10 protein-coding genes are annotated in these 15,678 nt (G+C 39.0%); 1 reads left to right on the top strand and 9 read right to left on the bottom strand.

What is annotated here, in order from left to right; all coding sequences use genetic code 11:
- Positions 1 to 28: 28 nt before the first annotated feature.
- Positions 29 to 868, bottom strand: coding sequence for a MerR family transcriptional regulator (locus NBX03_RS10520; protein WP_250227733.1), 840 nt, complete (start codon positions 866 to 868; stop codon positions 29 to 31).
- Between the two features lie 427 nt (positions 869 to 1,295).
- On the opposite strand from NBX03_RS10520, the gene NBX03_RS10515 reads away from it, so the two are divergent.
- Positions 1,296 to 2,198 (top strand): AraC family transcriptional regulator, encoded by a 903-nt coding sequence (locus NBX03_RS10515; RefSeq protein WP_250227732.1) that lies wholly within the window; start codon positions 1,296 to 1,298, stop codon positions 2,196 to 2,198.
- A 425-nt stretch (positions 2,199 to 2,623) separates the two neighbouring features.
- Here NBX03_RS10515 and NBX03_RS10510 read toward each other — a convergent pair whose 3' ends face one another.
- The 8 genes from NBX03_RS10510 to NBX03_RS10475 all read right to left on the bottom strand — a co-directional run bounded on the left by NBX03_RS10510 (position 2,624) and on the right by NBX03_RS10475 (position 15,430).
- On the bottom strand, positions 2,624 to 3,430 hold the full coding sequence (locus tag NBX03_RS10510; protein ID WP_250227731.1) for a MerR family transcriptional regulator: 807 nt from the start codon (positions 3,428 to 3,430) through the stop codon (positions 2,624 to 2,626).
- 718 nt (positions 3,431 to 4,148) lie between these two features.
- Complete coding sequence (locus NBX03_RS10505) at positions 4,149 to 4,682, bottom strand: 4-vinyl reductase (RefSeq protein WP_250227730.1); 534 nt, start codon at positions 4,680 to 4,682, stop codon at positions 4,149 to 4,151.
- A complete protein-coding gene (locus NBX03_RS10500) occupies positions 4,663 to 7,464 on the bottom strand; it encodes an HD domain-containing phosphohydrolase (RefSeq protein WP_250227729.1) in 2,802 nt (933 codons plus the stop codon). The genes NBX03_RS10505 and NBX03_RS10500 overlap by 20 nt, the downstream gene beginning before the upstream one ends.
- 107 nt (positions 7,465 to 7,571) lie before the next feature.
- Positions 7,572 to 7,967 (bottom strand): hypothetical protein, encoded by a 396-nt coding sequence (locus NBX03_RS10495; RefSeq protein ID WP_250227728.1) that lies wholly within the window; start codon positions 7,965 to 7,967, stop codon positions 7,572 to 7,574.
- A 164-nt stretch (positions 7,968 to 8,131) separates the two neighbouring features.
- Complete coding sequence (locus NBX03_RS10490) at positions 8,132 to 9,955, bottom strand: methyl-accepting chemotaxis protein (RefSeq protein ID WP_250227727.1); 1,824 nt, start codon at positions 9,953 to 9,955, stop codon at positions 8,132 to 8,134.
- A gap of 31 nt (positions 9,956 to 9,986) precedes the next feature.
- Entirely contained in the window at positions 9,987 to 12,143 is a 2,157-nt protein-coding gene (locus NBX03_RS10485) for a methyl-accepting chemotaxis protein (protein WP_250227726.1), read from the bottom strand.
- A gap of 24 nt (positions 12,144 to 12,167) precedes the next feature.
- Positions 12,168 to 12,503 (bottom strand): DUF2442 domain-containing protein, encoded by a 336-nt coding sequence (locus tag NBX03_RS10480; protein ID WP_250227725.1) that lies wholly within the window; start codon positions 12,501 to 12,503, stop codon positions 12,168 to 12,170.
- 386 nt (positions 12,504 to 12,889) lie between these two features.
- Positions 12,890 to 15,430 carry a helix-turn-helix transcriptional regulator gene (locus NBX03_RS10475; RefSeq protein WP_250227724.1) on the bottom strand — a complete coding sequence of 847 codons (2,541 nt, stop codon included), beginning with the start codon at positions 15,428 to 15,430 and terminating at the stop codon, positions 12,890 to 12,892.
- Between the last annotated feature and the right edge of the window lie 248 nt (positions 15,431 to 15,678).

The following is a 15,678-nucleotide window of genomic DNA, read 5'->3' as shown; positions in this document are numbered from 1 at the left end:
TAAAGTCAATCACTTTGTTAAGAAAATATCATTTTAATTTTACAGGGATTTGTATTTTATAAAACATTTTCCGAGAAATATGGTTCATAGCCGGAAATTCGGCAATAACTTCACATATATAATCGCCCACAATGACATAATTCATGTTTTTTATTTTATTTAATAGTTCCAGAGCAAATTCTGCTTCCCGATAAAAGTCATCGGAGCATAAGCAAATATACATACCTTGGGAAAGAACCTCGGTTTCATAGTCAATAGAGGATTTTTTATCTACAAATACGAATACTTCATTTGAAAAAAGCGTTTTCTTTTCAAGATAAGCCTTTTTAATAATTGTTCCCACATTGCAGAAATAACTTGGAGGAAGATTTTTGTCATACAAATTTTTCTTAAGTTCACGAAGCATCATTTCATAGCCTGAATCGTCCTGCTCAAAAAAATTATTAGGGGAGGTGTATTTGTAAATAAAGCGCTCCGGTATGTATTCAAAGAAGATTGTTGCATCTTTTGGAAGGGATTCATATTTTTCATAATTTGAAATTGTGCGAAGGATAGACATTTTACTGCTGTTAAGCAGGCTTATTGTGTCTTCAATTGCGTTAAGCTGTTTTACAAGATAGTCATAGAACTGTTTTGGATTATCGGCTTCAAGCTGGCGCTTAATTGCCGCCAAGGGAACCCCGCAGGCTTTTAAATATTGAATCATATCCAGCCTTGCGCTTTGATTAATATGGTAATACCGATATCCGCTTTGTAAATCAACAAAATAGGGCTTCAGCAAACCTTCCTTATCATAGTGGCGAAGGGTTTGGCAGGTCACATGGTTTAGCTCAGCCATTTGTCCGATTGTAAGCTTTTGAATATCCACACTTTTCACCGCCATCACTATATTATAAGTATTGCTTGTACAGCTTTTTTAATACATTTTATTTTTAGTATAGCAAAAACAGTCAAACTTAGCTACTTTTTTAACAAAAACTATAGTGAAATAAAAAGAATTTCCTGCATATTCTTTTGAATGGACAATATTTCAATAAGCTGCTATATTTTAGTATAAAAGATGTTATAGTGCAGTAAATTTCTTATAAGAAAGCAACAAAAGCCTATTTCTTAAAGAATAAATATAGATTTGTTTACATAAATCCAGACTTGATACTTAAGTACATGGGGCATCTTGAATTTCACGCTTTAAACGATTTTGTTCTGTTTCATTTTAAATTTACTGGGATTAATTTAGCAATTGAGTTCAAGAAAAATCTGTGAGAATCATGGTATGATGATTTCGGGTGATGATAATGGAGGAAAAACGAGAAACAATAGAGGCGGTACGCCGTATGCAAGATTATATTATGGCTCACTATCATGAAGAAATGAGTCTTGAGGCTTTGGCCAAATCAGCTTTATATTCACCGTGGCACTCCCTAAGGGCTTTTACTGAGCTTGTAGGAAAAACGCCTTTTGAATATATCCGTGCTGTAAGGCTTTCAGAAGCGGCAAAGAAAATTCGCGATTCAAATAAAAGCATTCTTGACATTGCGCTGGAATCGGCCTTCGGCACTCATGAAGGTTTTACAAAGGCGTTTACAAAGCAGTTTGGCATAACCCCTAGAAATTATCGGAAAAACGCTCCGCCGGTACAATATTTTTCCTATTATCCCATTACCCATTCTTATAATCAGGTTAAGAAAGGAAATGATACGATGCTAAATTCAGTTGTATTTACACAGGTTATTGAACGGCCCAAAAGAAAGCTTATATTAAAAAGAGGAATAAAAGCAAAAGGCTATTTTGAATACTGCGAAGAAGCAGGGTGCGATGTATGGGGTATTCTTGAAAGCATTAAGGGGGCGTTAAACGAGTCCATAGGCGTATGGCTGCCGGAAAACATGCGTAAGCCCGGAACATCTGAATACTGTCAGGCTGTTGAAGTGCCCTATGAATTTTCCGGTGAAATTCCCGAAGGCTTTGATATTATTGATTTGCCTAAATGCAAATATATGGTTTTTCAAGGGGAGCCTTTTGAAGAGGATAATTTTGAGGAAGCCATAAAAATTGTATGGGAAGCTATAAATCGCTATGACCCTAAAAACTATGGATGGGAGTTTGCACCGGAAGACGGCCCGCGCTTTCAATTTGCGCCAAGTGGTTCAAGGGGCTATATTGAAGGAAGACCCGTCAGAGAATATAAATATGAATAAGGCTATTCGGGAAAAATACTGCTTATAGAAGCAGTATTTTTCCTTGCTATTTTCTAAATTAACTAATTGCCATTATAAGAAACTAATAAAACAATCCATAAAAAAGCGCCGAAGAAAATAAAGAAAAGGAATTAGATTAAACAGCAATCATAGTGAAATAGCCTTAAAGTAGTAACAAAAATCTATTTTTTATAAACGGCTTAATATAATAGAAACGCTTATATTAAGCCATCCAAAATATACGATTTTTGTTACTTTAATTAAACTATTTGACTATAGTTAATATTAGTCTTTGCTATCAGATAAAATAATATAAAAAGCCTTGAAATCTTCTCATTTCAAGGCTTTTGCACTAGATTATTCAACTTATTTTAAAGAAGTATTTTATTTTAAAACCAATTATTTTTTGAAAATGAGCTCTTTTATCAGCTCAATTTCTTCACAGGCAAATAAACTTCTGTAATGTTTTCTTCCGGCGGAGTTTGGGCAGGGTCCGTTGTATAGATTTCAAAAGCGGCAGCTGAGGCAATATATCCTTCTGCTTCAATCCATTCTCGTATTTTTGAGTATACAGATGTAAGACCGCTGTAATCCCCCTTTAAAGTTGCATGAGCGCATAAAAACGAAGGAAAGTCTCTTGTGCCTTTGATAACTTCCTTCACCGGAACGGCTATTTCCACATCATAGCTTTCAGGGTTAAATTCCTCACTATGATAAATGGACATAGGGGGGCCTACAGGCGTAAGCTTTTCTTCTGTTACTCTTTTTTGCAGGTTACGGATATAATTTTCGTATTCTTTTATATTGATTTTTTCTCGGATATATAAGATATTCATAGGTTTTGTTTCTGTGAGCTTAACCTCAATATTATCAAGATAAGACATAAAATAATTTCCCCTTTCCAGATTTAAAATATCATCATCCATCCATTTTAGGACATGGGTATAGTTTGAAATTATGGTTTCAATGAGCAACTTCTTTTGTTTGATAGCTGAGAGAATAAATGCGTTATCCTTTGGGTTATTAAGAACCTGTGCTATTTCCTCCAATGAAAAATCATAAGCCTTCAATTTACTAATGAGAAGGATGCTTTCAAGCTGTGATACGTCATAGAATCGATATCCTGTATCGCTGTCTACGTGACTTGGCTTTAAAAGGCCAATTTCATCATAGTACCGAAGGGTTTTTGTGGTAATGTTCGCTATTTTTGAAAAATTTCCAATTGATAACAATTTCTTCACTCCAATAGTATACTTAGGGAACTTAAAATGAATATAAAGTAAATTTCTTATACAGAAGCAACAAAAACCGATTTCCTACGGATTCATCGTTACTAAACAAAAAGCAAGTTTGATAACGAAAAGAAGATGCTCACTTAAAAAGATTTGCAGGCTTACGCTTGTATCCTTTTCCAAGTTCGCGTAGTATAAAAACACGGATTTCCTTCGGAAAAGGTACATTTTTGAATCCTTGCGAATATACGGTTTTGTTACTGTTTAACTTTAAATTTACTATAAAGCGTAAGCTTATGCATCATTTTTAAGTTAGGGGCCCTTTTATGGTTAATAAATTTAAAGATAAATTTGTTAACGGCAATCTCGAGATTATCTGTATCATACATCTTCCAGTAGGGGGAAAGTCAAGGGATATTTTTAGATTAAAGGGATAAGAAAGCTGCTTTAGTAGTTTATAAACTAAGCAAAAGCAGCTCGAGAAAGGCTTTTTAATTTATTTTTATGACTGTGGCTTTTGGCTTTATATGCGGTAATACCTTATATGGTTTATGATTGATTTATGCGGACTATTACAGTCAAAACAGCTCTTTTTTATTTTATAGTAAATTTAAAATGAAATAGGAAAAAACGCATATTTACATTGCCGCAAAAATAATACTGTTTCCGAAGAACATAGCTATCGTGAATAAGTATTTTCTCCTGTTTTATAAGAAATTTACTCCACTACGCCTCGGAACCGGCAAACTCTGTCTCCTGTAGCCCAGCAATCAATTTCCCGGACATCATATTTTTTACCGGTATAGACTTCAAGGATACCGGAGATAAAGCCTTCATCATAATAACATACGGTTTCGTTAGTAATAGGAAGCCCGCTGCAATCAAGGTCCTCTCCGACAGTAAGAACAATTTCTCCGGTTGTTTCATTATAATCTTCCATGCGCAAAATCCCAATTTTCAATTCTTTCATTGTCTTTTGAAGGTTTGCTACAAAAACGCTGAATTCAACCTGTACGTCTAATACATGAGTTGCAAACTCCGTACCGGCCAAATAGCCGGACTTACGGAAATACTCGTTTGCTGTTTTATTTCCGTAAGACTTACTCAGTACATCAAGCATGGTATACTGCATTAAGCGATATATGAGAACCGGCATTTCTTCCCCAAGAGATGCACGGCCTTTTTTGATATCCCCAAGCTTTTCCCAGGTAAAGGCATTAGGGTCATTCGTCTTATTTGGTACATTTGTCATGGTATAAATCCTCCAATACTAAACTTTCATCTTCACTTGCAATAATTTCGATTAAGAGATTTGCCACCTGTGGATCAAATTGCTTCCCCGCATTTATTATAATTTCAACCAGTGCCTCTTGAGGGCTCATAGCCTGACGGTATATCCTGTCGTTAGTCATGGCATCGAAGGCATCTACCACAGAAAGAATACGGCAGGCAAAGGGAATTTCTTCTTCTTTTAGTCTTCGCGGGTAACCTTCTCCGTCCCAGCGCTCATGGTGGGACAGTATTAAATCTGCTATAACCGCCAGTTCCGGGGTAGCCTGGGCAATTCGGTAACCGATTTCAGGATGCCGCTTCATCTCTTCCCATTCTATAGAGGTAAGAGTGCCGGGCTTTTGCAGAATATTTGGATTGATGCTGACTTTTCCAATATCATGGAGAAGAGCCAATAAAGAAAGCTCGTCCATCTCCTTAGAGGAAAGCTGAAGCTTTCTGCCTATTTCATGGCAGTATGTTTCAAGGCGCTTCGAATGTTCTTCTGTTTCATTGCTTTTTTCGTAGAGGGTAGCAAGCAAGGTACTGATAATGGAGTTTCGGTAGCTTTTTCCGTCAAGAAGCTTCTGCTGATACATATATTCCTCAGCTTTCTGCATGGCTGCTTGAATACTGCTTTCAGCCGTATCTTTATAGGCACAGCCCAGTGACAGGCTAAGGGAGAGATTGCCTTCAATTGCAATATGGGTATCTTTGATTCTCTGGATAATTACTTCCGCTGATTCCAAACTTGTTTCCGGCATAAGGATAACAAATTCATCGCCGCCTAATCGGGCAATAAAATCAGTCTCTCTGCAGCATTTTCGCATAAGGTCAGCTACGTTTTTAAGCAAAGCGTCTCCTGCTTTATGCCCAAATACATCGTTTGTGATTTTTAGGCCGTTAACGTCTGCCATAATGACTGAAACGGGGTAATGCTCTTCTGCATCAAGGCGGACCATCATCTCTTCAATGTAGCGCCTGTTATATAAGCCTGTTAAAGAGTCATGGTAGCTTAAAAATTCAATTTGCTTACTATATTTTTTTTCGTCGCTGACATCACGGAATACCATAACGACACCGAAGGTCTCTCCATCCTCCGCCTTGATAGGGGCTGCGCTGTCGGCAATGGGAATACATTCTCCATGGCTTTTTACAAGCTCTGTGTGGTTTGCGAGGCCTATGATTCTGCCTGTTTCCAAGACCTTCTGTATGGGGTTTTCTGCCGGCTGGCCGGTTTCTTCATTGCGGAGGATAAACACTTCCGTAAAGGACTTGCCGATAGCTGTGCCGTTTTTCCAGCCGGTTAATTTCTTAGCAACTTCATTTAAACTGGTAATAAGGCCAAGATTATCCGTTGTAACTACGCCGTCGCCAATGGACTGCAGCGTTGTCCGAAGAAGTTCTTTTTCACGATACAGATCATTACGGTACTGCTCTCTGTCTGTTGAATCAAAGAGAATTCCATAAACCAGATTCCGGTTACCGTCACGGATAATAGAGGCATAAACATCGAGAAGCTTAATGGTTCCGCTTTGAACGCGATGGGGAGCCGCTAAAAATATGACTTTGCCGCTTTCAGCGTTCTGGAATTTCTCATCAAGAATGTCAAAAGAGAGCAAAGTGAAATCTTGAATCTTACGGCCAAGCATTTCATGCCGAGTAGAGCCGAAATATTTACATGCGGCAGGATTTACGTCCATAATTTCTTGGGTTTCGGCATCAAGGACTACTTTTAAAGCATTATGCTGGTCAAACATAGCTTTAAGCCTTTGTGCAAGTTCACTATTACGACGCTGTTCTTTTTCCAGCTCTTTTTTGCTGAAAAGAAGCAGCATGAAAACAACGCAGGCGGTCCCTGCAGTAAGAAAGATCGATACGGCGCTGGTAGTCACCAGATCTTTAAAGATATTTGCCGAACGCAGAAGTACATCCGGCCCACGAACGAAAGAGACCAGATGCCAGCCGTTATATTCCAATGGGGAAGCGGATACAAAGTAAACTTCTCCATGGCGGTTAAAAACGGTGCTGTCCATATGAGGACTATTGATAATTGCCGTAATGTTTTTAATTTCATCTGGGGTAAGGCCATATGCATTAAGAGTTTCATAGAGGTTTCCTTCCTGACCTGGCAGGAAGGTATTAAAGAAAATATCACCATTACTTGTAATTAGGCAGCTTTGTACATCTTGATATATGGCGCTTTCGGAATTATCAGGAAGCAGCCCCTCTGCCTTGATATGAGCATACAGAGCGCCTGCTGTGCTTCCGTTTTCTTGCACCGGTAAAACTAAAGGAAGAAAATGACCCCGTAAAGATTGAAAATAGCGTATTTTTCCTACAACGGTTTCACCCTGTAAAAGTCTCTTGCCGACGTCTTCTCCGTCTGCCTGGACCACAGTGGATAATGCCTCTGTTATAATTTCATGGGCGCTGATATACCCGATGAACAGGGCGGAATTCATTGTATTCAGTTGCGCTAAAATGCCTTGGGGATTATTAGTATCCGTTGATAAAAGCATTTCTTTCGTAATTTCCAATATACCGCCTGCATTCTCAATGGCATTATTAATGGCAGCGGCATTGCTTTTAGTATGTATATTAAGGCTGTTGATAATCATACTTTTAAACTCTTCATCTAGCTTCTGTTTTTGTTGTGTAAAAAGTAGAATTATGGATACCGCAAACACAAGGCCGCAGAAAATCAATACCGGAATGACTATTTTATTCGGTATCTGAGTAGTCTCTTTCTTAATGTTTTTCACATAATTCCCCCTTTTGATTCATAATTGTATAATTTATAAAAAATTCCGAAAGCTTGTCAGGGCTTGTTTGTAAAATCAAAACTCTCATATATTTTTTCGCAAAACATTCATCGGTTTTTCTTTTTACAAACAATGCCTAGGGTATAAATATTTTCTAAGTTCACTTTTATAAAGCGATGAAAGCCTGATACTTTCCACAATGCTGTCTCTTGCAGGTAAGGTAAGATTTGCAGAAAAGTTTTCATCTCTGCTGAAACTGTTGCAATAACCAACATCTGAGATAACGCTTTTAAGATTTTCTGCGGCCTTTGTGGTATTGCTAACGATTCTCTGATAATTCCGTTTTGGGCAGAAAATCCTGAAAACTCGTCGTTAACCTTATCTGTCATTTCCTTGCTGATACATAAGATAGATAAGGCAATGAGTACAGCGAGAGAGCCTATGAGCATGGCGGCTACAGCTAAAAATGTTTTAATAGCCCATTTTATTTTCTTGCGGTTCATCGGCTTATTCTTCCTTAAATTTTCGATGTTTGGACTGGCCTTCTATTGCCTATGAGGATATATTAAGAAGGTGTGGGCTATATAGGTCAAAAGGCATAAAGCTGTCTTTACATCTTTTATTTCAGCTATATCCATGTGAATCCCCAAATTAAAATCCTATGGATTTAATACTTACCCAATGTGGAAGAATTCATAATCATAAGTTCTGATGTGTTAGATGGGGCTGTTAACTGGGGAATTACTAAAATATTATCTTTTTCTGCTTCCGTATCCAGCTTGAATTTACCTACTTCTTCACGAAGAGTTGCCGCCTGGGCAGACATTTCTTCACTGGTTGCGGAATTTTCTTCCGCAGTGGCGGCGTTATTTTGGATAACGGCGGAAACCTGAACTAAGCCCTGTTTAATTTGTTCAATGGCATTAGCCTGTTCAGCGGAGGCTTGTTCGATTTTAACCATAACGTCCATTACCTGCTGTGCATTTATTCCCAAATCCAGTAAAACTTGCGCCGTTTGAGCTGTGATTTCTGTACCATGAGATACTGTGGCAACCGAATTTTGAATTAATTCGCTGGTTTTTTTCGTAGCCTCTGCAGATTTTGCGGCAAGGCTTCTAACCTCATCAGCTACCACAGCAAAGCCCTTTCCGGCATCTCCGGCACGAGCCGCTTCAATGGCAGCGTTAAGGGCAAGGATATTTGTCTGGAAGGCAATGTCTTCAATTACCTTTGTAATGCTTGCTATTTGATTGGAGGCAGAGTTAATATCTTTCATTGCATCGGCAAGATGCTTCATATGCTCATTTCCGCTGTTGGCATCGGCTCCGGCCTGTTCAGCCTGCTGCCTTGCTATTTTTACATTATCGGAGTTTTCTGCCGCCTGTTCGGCAATTTTTATAATAGAGGCATTTAATTCTTCTACAGAAGCCGCCTGCTCTGTAGAGCCTGCCGCAAGAAGCTGGGCTCCGTCTGCAACCTGGGAAGAACCTGTGCTGACCTGCTCGGCAGCGGTATTTATAGCTTTCATGGTATGGTTCAAGGTGGAAACAGTTTTTTCCATTGTTTGCTTAAGAATAGCATAATCACCGGGATAATCCAAATCCACTTGAAGCCTAAGGTCACCCGTAGATATTTTTATAAACTTCTCAACAATATCTTCAATAAGAGCCTTTTGCAATTCGTTGGTTTTTTGAATAAGCTTTGCCATTTGGCCAAGTTCGTCACGGCTTTCGTAATTTATTTGAGCCTTGGTATTGCCTTTGGATATTTCGTAGTAGGCATTTACGATTTCGTTAATCGGGTCGAGTATGGACTTTCTTATGGAAATTATTACTATAATTGTAAGCCCGACAGATACTGCGATACAGGCTGTAACCATAACCCATGCGGAAACAGAAGATGCATAAGCGTCGGCGCTTTGTTGTGCTGCCCGGTCTTTAGCGGATGTTGAAAATTGAAGCAGAATATCCATGGCCTTATCAATTCTCGGTTTATATTCATTTCTATATAGATTCAGCGCTTTGGCGATGTTAAAATCTGAGCGGGTGAGAATAAGCTCGCTAATTTCGTGCCGTTTTTCCGCGGCTTCAGTAATAATTATTTTTATTTGTTCAATATCTGCGTCCCTGTCATGGTTTCGCTGGTTATTTTCATAAAAATCTAATTCAGCTACAATTAACCTGCCGTAATTTTCGGCTTTGTCCAGCGCATCTTTTGAGCCCTTTAGATTATCGGCGGTTATGGCCTCAAGTAAAGTGTGCAAAATGCCCTGCATATTTACTTGCATGCTTCTAACATGCTCTGCATTGGGAACCGTGTATTCTCCGTATAAGCTGATTTGCTGATTTATGTTATTGATGCTGTAGAGTGACAAAGCTGCAGATAGCAGCATTAAAATAAGCACAATACCAAAGCCTGTGATTAGTTTTTTACCGATAGATAAATTTTTAATTAAGCTGTTTTTGCCTTTTTTTACTTTGGCTGTAGCCATAATAGTCCCTCCAATTTAAAATTCTACTGTTTTAATACTTGCCCAACTCATAGGAAGTTTTTAGTATTGGGTCAAAGATCTCGGGAGCGCCTGTAAACCTGGGCATTATTGGAATATCGTTATTTCCTGTTTCCGTATCCAGTTTGAATTTACCTACTTCTTCCCGCAGGGTAGCAGCCTGGGCAGACATTTCTTGGCTGGTTGCAGAATTTTCTTCTGCTGTTGCAGCATTATTTTGCACAACGGCAGAAACTTGGGTAATACCGTCTTTAATTTGTTCAATTGCAAGGGTTTGTTCGGCAGATGCCTTCTCAATTTTATCAAAGCTTTCGCTGACCTTAACTGTTTTTTCACTTACATCTTGAAGGATATGGGATGTTTGAGTGGTAATTTCTGTACCCTTTTTAACGGTTGCAACAGAAGCCTCAATCAGCTCTCCCGTCTGCCTAACAGCTTCTGCAGACTTTGCTGCCAGGCTTCGAACTTCATCAGCTACAACAGCAAAGCCTTTTCCTGCATTTCCTGCCCGAGCTGCTTCAATAGCGGCGTTAAGAGCCAGAATATTTGTCTGGAAGGCAATGTCTTCAATAACCTTTGTAATATTTGCTATTTGATTAGAAGCAGAGTTAATTTCTGCCATTGCACCGGCAAGCTGCTTCATATGTTCGTTTCCTTCGTTTACTGCTGTGCCTGCCTGCTCGATATAGCCAGCAGCGGCAATTACGTTAGACGAATTTTCAGACACATGTTCCGCGATTCTTTCGATGGAAGCACTTAATTCTTCCACAGAAGCTGCCTGTTCAGTTGAGCCTGAAGCAAGGGCCTGGGCGCCGCTTGCAACCTGGGAAGAACCGGCGCTTACTTGTTCGGCAGCAGTATCAATAGTGCGAAGGGTATGATTTAATGAATTGGAAAGCATTGTAAAAGCCGACCGGATAGATGCAAATTCACCCACATAGTCTTCTTTAAGGTGAATACGCATATCTCCCAAGGCCATATTTTCAAGGGTAGAGGTAATTTCCTTTATATAGGCGATATACTGGCGAAGCTGTATAACAGTGCGGTTAATGGCATCTGCCATCTGACCTATTTCATCACGGGAGCTCACTTCAGCTGAAACATCAAGGTTTCCTTCTGCAATCATATTGGCGGTCTTTGTAAGGGCTTTTATTGGTGCTACTATTTGACTTGATAAAATCAGCAGCACAGCCATTATGGCAGCTATGGCAATTGCGAAGGTGGCAAGCATAGCTGTACGGACTTCAAAAAATTCTTGCTTAAATTCATCATTAGGTAAGCCGGTCGTTACGGTCCAGCCTGTTTTTCCTACCGGTGAAACATAGCCGTGGCTTTTAATGCCGTGAGAGGTGTATGAAAGGCTTCCTTCTGATTTAGAAAGTAAGGCTTCTTTAATATTTTCCGACATGTCTGTGTCAGCGATATTTTTATTAATATTTTCGGCAACAGGGTGATATATAATCTGACCTGCTCCGGTTGAGAGTATGTAAAATCCCTTTTCTCCAAGGGTATATCCTTTGATGGTTTCACTGAGGGTTTCCAGCGAAAAATCTATGCCGGCGACCCCAATAATTTCTTGGGTATCCGGTTTAAATATAGGGGAAGCCACGGTAACTACCTGCAATTTAGTGGAGGTATCTTCATAAGGGTCTGTTAAAATAGAAGAATTTACACTTTTCATCTGGATAAACCACGGCCGTTTTTGTACGTCCCAGCTTTCTTCTGAAAGGTATCCATCTGCCTGAGCAAGCTGGCTTGAATCAATATCTACAATCCATACGGACATAACTGATTCTGGGTTTGCATTTTGCACATTCTCAAGAGTACTTTTAATTTGAGGAAAATTGTCATAATCACCGATTTTTATACCAGGTTTGACAGAGGTAAACAGTGTTTCCAGTTCGGAATTTCCGGCAAGGGTCTTTACAATTTCAAGGTGTTTTTCAAAATAATTATTAATACTATAAGAAGCTGCAAGGGATTTTGCACTTAATTCGTTTGTCGTGAGCCTGGTGACGGCATTATTTACAAGGCTCAACAGTACGAAGCTTACAAGCAAAAAGGTAATGACAACAGGTAACCCTACGAATGTAAGAATTCTTGTAAAAAGTGATTTGAACCCCTTTGAATATGAACCTGATTTCTTAGAAATCCTTTTATTTTTAAACATATTTCATCCCTCTTTTATATAGATTTATTTGCTCCTATCAATTAGAACCAAATCCATGAATTCAGATGCGGTGACTTTGACAGGCATAATTCCGGCTTTATGAAATATCAAGTAATTTCCGTCTGTTTGTACACTTTGGAATAATTCTTCATCTATAAGCCTTCCAAACCGAGCGGTATTGAGTCTGCTGCGGAAATTAAAATGGATAATCGAGCCGGTCTCCATGGTTACTTCAAGATGATATCCCGGAAGGGCCTGAACGCTTCTGAAATATCCATTGCTTTTGCTTTGATGCTTCATTTCCATTGCATCTGGCACATTATTTGCCTCTATACTGGTTTTAATGGCGTTAATATCCAATATTGTAAATCTCCTTTCCCCGGTGTGACTTATTGTTGAATCCTTTATGGAAGTATGTGAAAAAAGCCTATTTTCGTAAGCTAATATTTAAGCCTTTTGAGGACATAGACCTTTCCATATGAATTTGGAGCTGCAGTTTAAGCCTTCTTAAAGTTCCTTTGATAGTTTTGTTATTTGTTGTTTTCCATATTTATTAATGGCACTTATAATATTAGCGCTCCTGCTATCCGTATAAATGTAAAAGCTCTTCTCCTTTATAATTAAGCCGAAGCTGTGTAGTCTTTTTATGAGGAATACTAATGGCAAAAAAACAATCCGCTGTATAAAATCATACAACGGACCGTGTTTTTTTTCATACCACTTTGGGTAGTAAATTACATTTTTCGTCAAAATTCTATGGTTGCCAACTCACTTCTTGAATGAATATCAAGCTTGCTGTAAACATTTCTAAGGGTCGTTTTAACAGTTGTTTCCGATATATAAAGCTTATCTGCAATTTCCTTTGCACTGAGTCTTTCTTTGGCAAGGAGAGCAATTTCTCTTTCTCTTGATGTTAAGGTAGATTTAACCTGAATAAGGGATTTTCTTATTGTGCTTATGCCCTTTTGCTGCCGTTTGCAAAGCTCCGTTAAGGCATCGAAGCTGTTTAACATAAATGTCTCTTTCTGGTTTTTATGGGAAGGCGCAGATTTCATAGGGTTGTCGAAATAGCATATATTTATCCCTGTAAGCAGATTGGTCATGCAATCATAATCGGCAAAGGGAAGATATACCTGATCGGGGAGGGCTATGGCAAGGGCCTCTTTTAGATACATCTGGGCTTCCAAATCATTTCCGCTTTTATGCTTTGCCAGGGAGAGGAAGATGAGGCTATGTATCTGGGGCATCATATATTGAACTTTTGCACCGGAGTTTCTGAGAGTATCCAGAGCAAGCTGGCTAAAGGCAAAGAGCTCATTATAGCGCTTATCTATAAGCAAAAGCCTAAAATACCATATTTCCGCAAACGGAATGACAGGGGCATAGAGTAATTTTCTAATGCCCTCTATATTATAGAACCAAGGAGCAACATAATCCTTTACCCCCAGCGTAAGGCTTATAATTGACATGCACATATCCACCATACGGTGTATGGAAGGGTCAGAGTAATCTGTTGCAAAGCTTTGAATATTTTTAATTGCAGTGAAAAATTTCTCAGAATCTCCTCTTAGGATAAAAATCCTAGCAAGGCTTAATTCTGCATAGATACAAATGCTGAACTGTCTGTAGGTGCGGGCTTCATAAAGGGCCTTATGGCAAAGTATTTCCGCTTCGTTATCCTCGCCCTTTGAAAGCACAGCCTCTGCTCTTATAAGATGGCCTAGGCCGGCTCCCTGGCCTTGACTGAGGCTACGGTAGAAAGGCCTAATTTCATCAATGGTGTTAAGCATTTCGTCAAGCTTTCCAGATTCACGCCAAAAAATGCCGAAAGCCGTAGGAAATACAGAAAACCACGGCGTACTATGCTCGATTATATCAGATGAGTCTTCTAAAATATCCCTTGCTTTTTTATAGCCTTCCTTCATTTTAGTAATATCGTTGAATTCTCCCAAAACTTCCAGCAGGACAAGCTCTGCATTAAACCTTCGGATTTCTTCCTGCGATAAATTTGGTTTATTTTGCATAAGCGACCGAAGCAGCCGGCAGAGCTTTTTATAGATTTCGTGTTGCTCATTTAAATGTGCATAATGGCCGAAGACAACAATAGCAGAAGGATACCTACATAATATTTCTTCCGGACATTCGCGAACGATTTCCACAAACATTGCTTCATCACATTCTTCTTTTTGGGAATCTAAATATTGACGGGTAAAAGGTAAAGAAAGTATGGAATCAAAGTCTCTGATAGTATAGAAAAATTTTGTGGCAAGGCAATACTGTCCCATGGCAGCGCAAGAAATACCGGCTTTGTAGAATACCTTCTTTTGGTATGCTCTTGGCTGATGGTGATAGAATCTATTACGCAGATAGTCCAGAAAAATACCGTTTATAATGAACAGACGCTTATCGGGTAAGAACCGTACAAAATCGCTGGATTTAAGCTCTTCTTCAATTTTTCCGGGCAGGACTTCATGGTCGAGTATTTCGGCAGCCTGCTGCGCCGTAAAGCTGTCAAAAACAGATACTTTAAGAAGAAAATCCTTTTCAACAGATCCTAAACGGTTCCAAATGGCGGTTTCTACAAGATGTTCAATTCCTGCTGAATAAATAAAGGAGCCGGATTCTTTGTAGTTTATCATCTGCAGGCGGATAGCAGAAATCCAGCCTTCTGTATTTTTAAAAATATTTTCCAACTCGTTTTCTGTGATCCGCAAGCCCTCCATGCGAAAGAGGTTTGCAATACCCTCTTTGTCAAAAAAGAAGGAGGAGGCATCAATTGTATGAATATTGTTATTATGTATGGAGAGTTGCTGTCTGAAGTCCAGCTGCTGAGTAATAAATATCATGTGAAGGTTTGGGTCTTCGTGCATAGAAAAAACGTTTATAAGCTCCCGATGCATATCAAAGTTAATAAGCTGGTAATTATCGATTACAAAATATGTTTTATTACGGCATTCCAAATTTTTAAGATATGATGTCATATGGAAGAGGGTGTCCAGGGTAGGCATTTTCAAGCTTTTCATATTATTGGCCACTTCACTGTTTATTCTGGAAAACAGTTCGCAGATTCCCAGCCATGCTATAGGCGCAGATTCTCCCAAGCATATGTACCATTGGCAGGACGCCTCAGGAAGCTCGTTTCGTAAATATTCCCTAACTGCTGTTGTTTTTCCAAAGCCGCTGGGGGCCTCAATAATGGTTAAGGGATATTGTGATATTTGACTCAGCTGCTCTTTAAGTTTGTCAGAGAAATAATATTTTTCTTGTTTACTTATCGTCTGGCTCATCTTGTTTCCTCCAGTCTGATGAGGGAGACAGTGACTCATTTTCCCGATGTTTACCATATAGCTGCTGGCTTTAAAGCATCTGTCAAAATCAAGGCTGCTTCTTTTTCATTATACCTTTCACTTGATTCTCAGACAGCACAAAACTACCATTCGCACTTCGCTGCCGTTCTCCGCAAATGATTCATTATTTTATCCCCATCCGGTTTATTTTATCATGGAATATATGATTCTTCAATGAATAGAGTTAC

The organism is Anaeropeptidivorans aminofermentans (assembly GCF_940670685.1).
In the GTDB taxonomy this organism is placed as follows: Bacteria; Bacillota; Clostridia; order Lachnospirales; family UBA5962; genus Anaeropeptidivorans; species Anaeropeptidivorans aminofermentans.
Note: the sequence above shows the minus strand (reverse complement) of the source record. Positions and strands in the feature narration are given on the sequence as shown.

Coding starts and splice junctions, on each gene's coding strand:
- NBX03_RS10515 (WP_250227732.1), top strand. CDS start 1,296: ATGGAGGAAAAACGAGAAACAATAGAGGCGGTACGCCGTATGCAAGAT.
- NBX03_RS10490 (WP_250227727.1), bottom strand. CDS start 9,955: ATGGCTACAGCCAAAGTAAAAAAAGGCAAAAACAGCTTAATTAAAAAT.
- NBX03_RS10505 (WP_250227730.1), bottom strand. CDS start 4,682: ATGACAAATGTACCAAATAAGACGAATGACCCTAATGCCTTTACCTGG.
- NBX03_RS10475 (WP_250227724.1), bottom strand. CDS start 15,430: ATGAGCCAGACGATAAGTAAACAAGAAAAATATTATTTCTCTGACAAA.
- NBX03_RS10495 (WP_250227728.1), bottom strand. CDS start 7,967: ATGAACCGCAAGAAAATAAAATGGGCTATTAAAACATTTTTAGCTGTA.
- NBX03_RS10485 (WP_250227726.1), bottom strand. CDS start 12,143: ATGTTTAAAAATAAAAGGATTTCTAAGAAATCAGGTTCATATTCAAAG.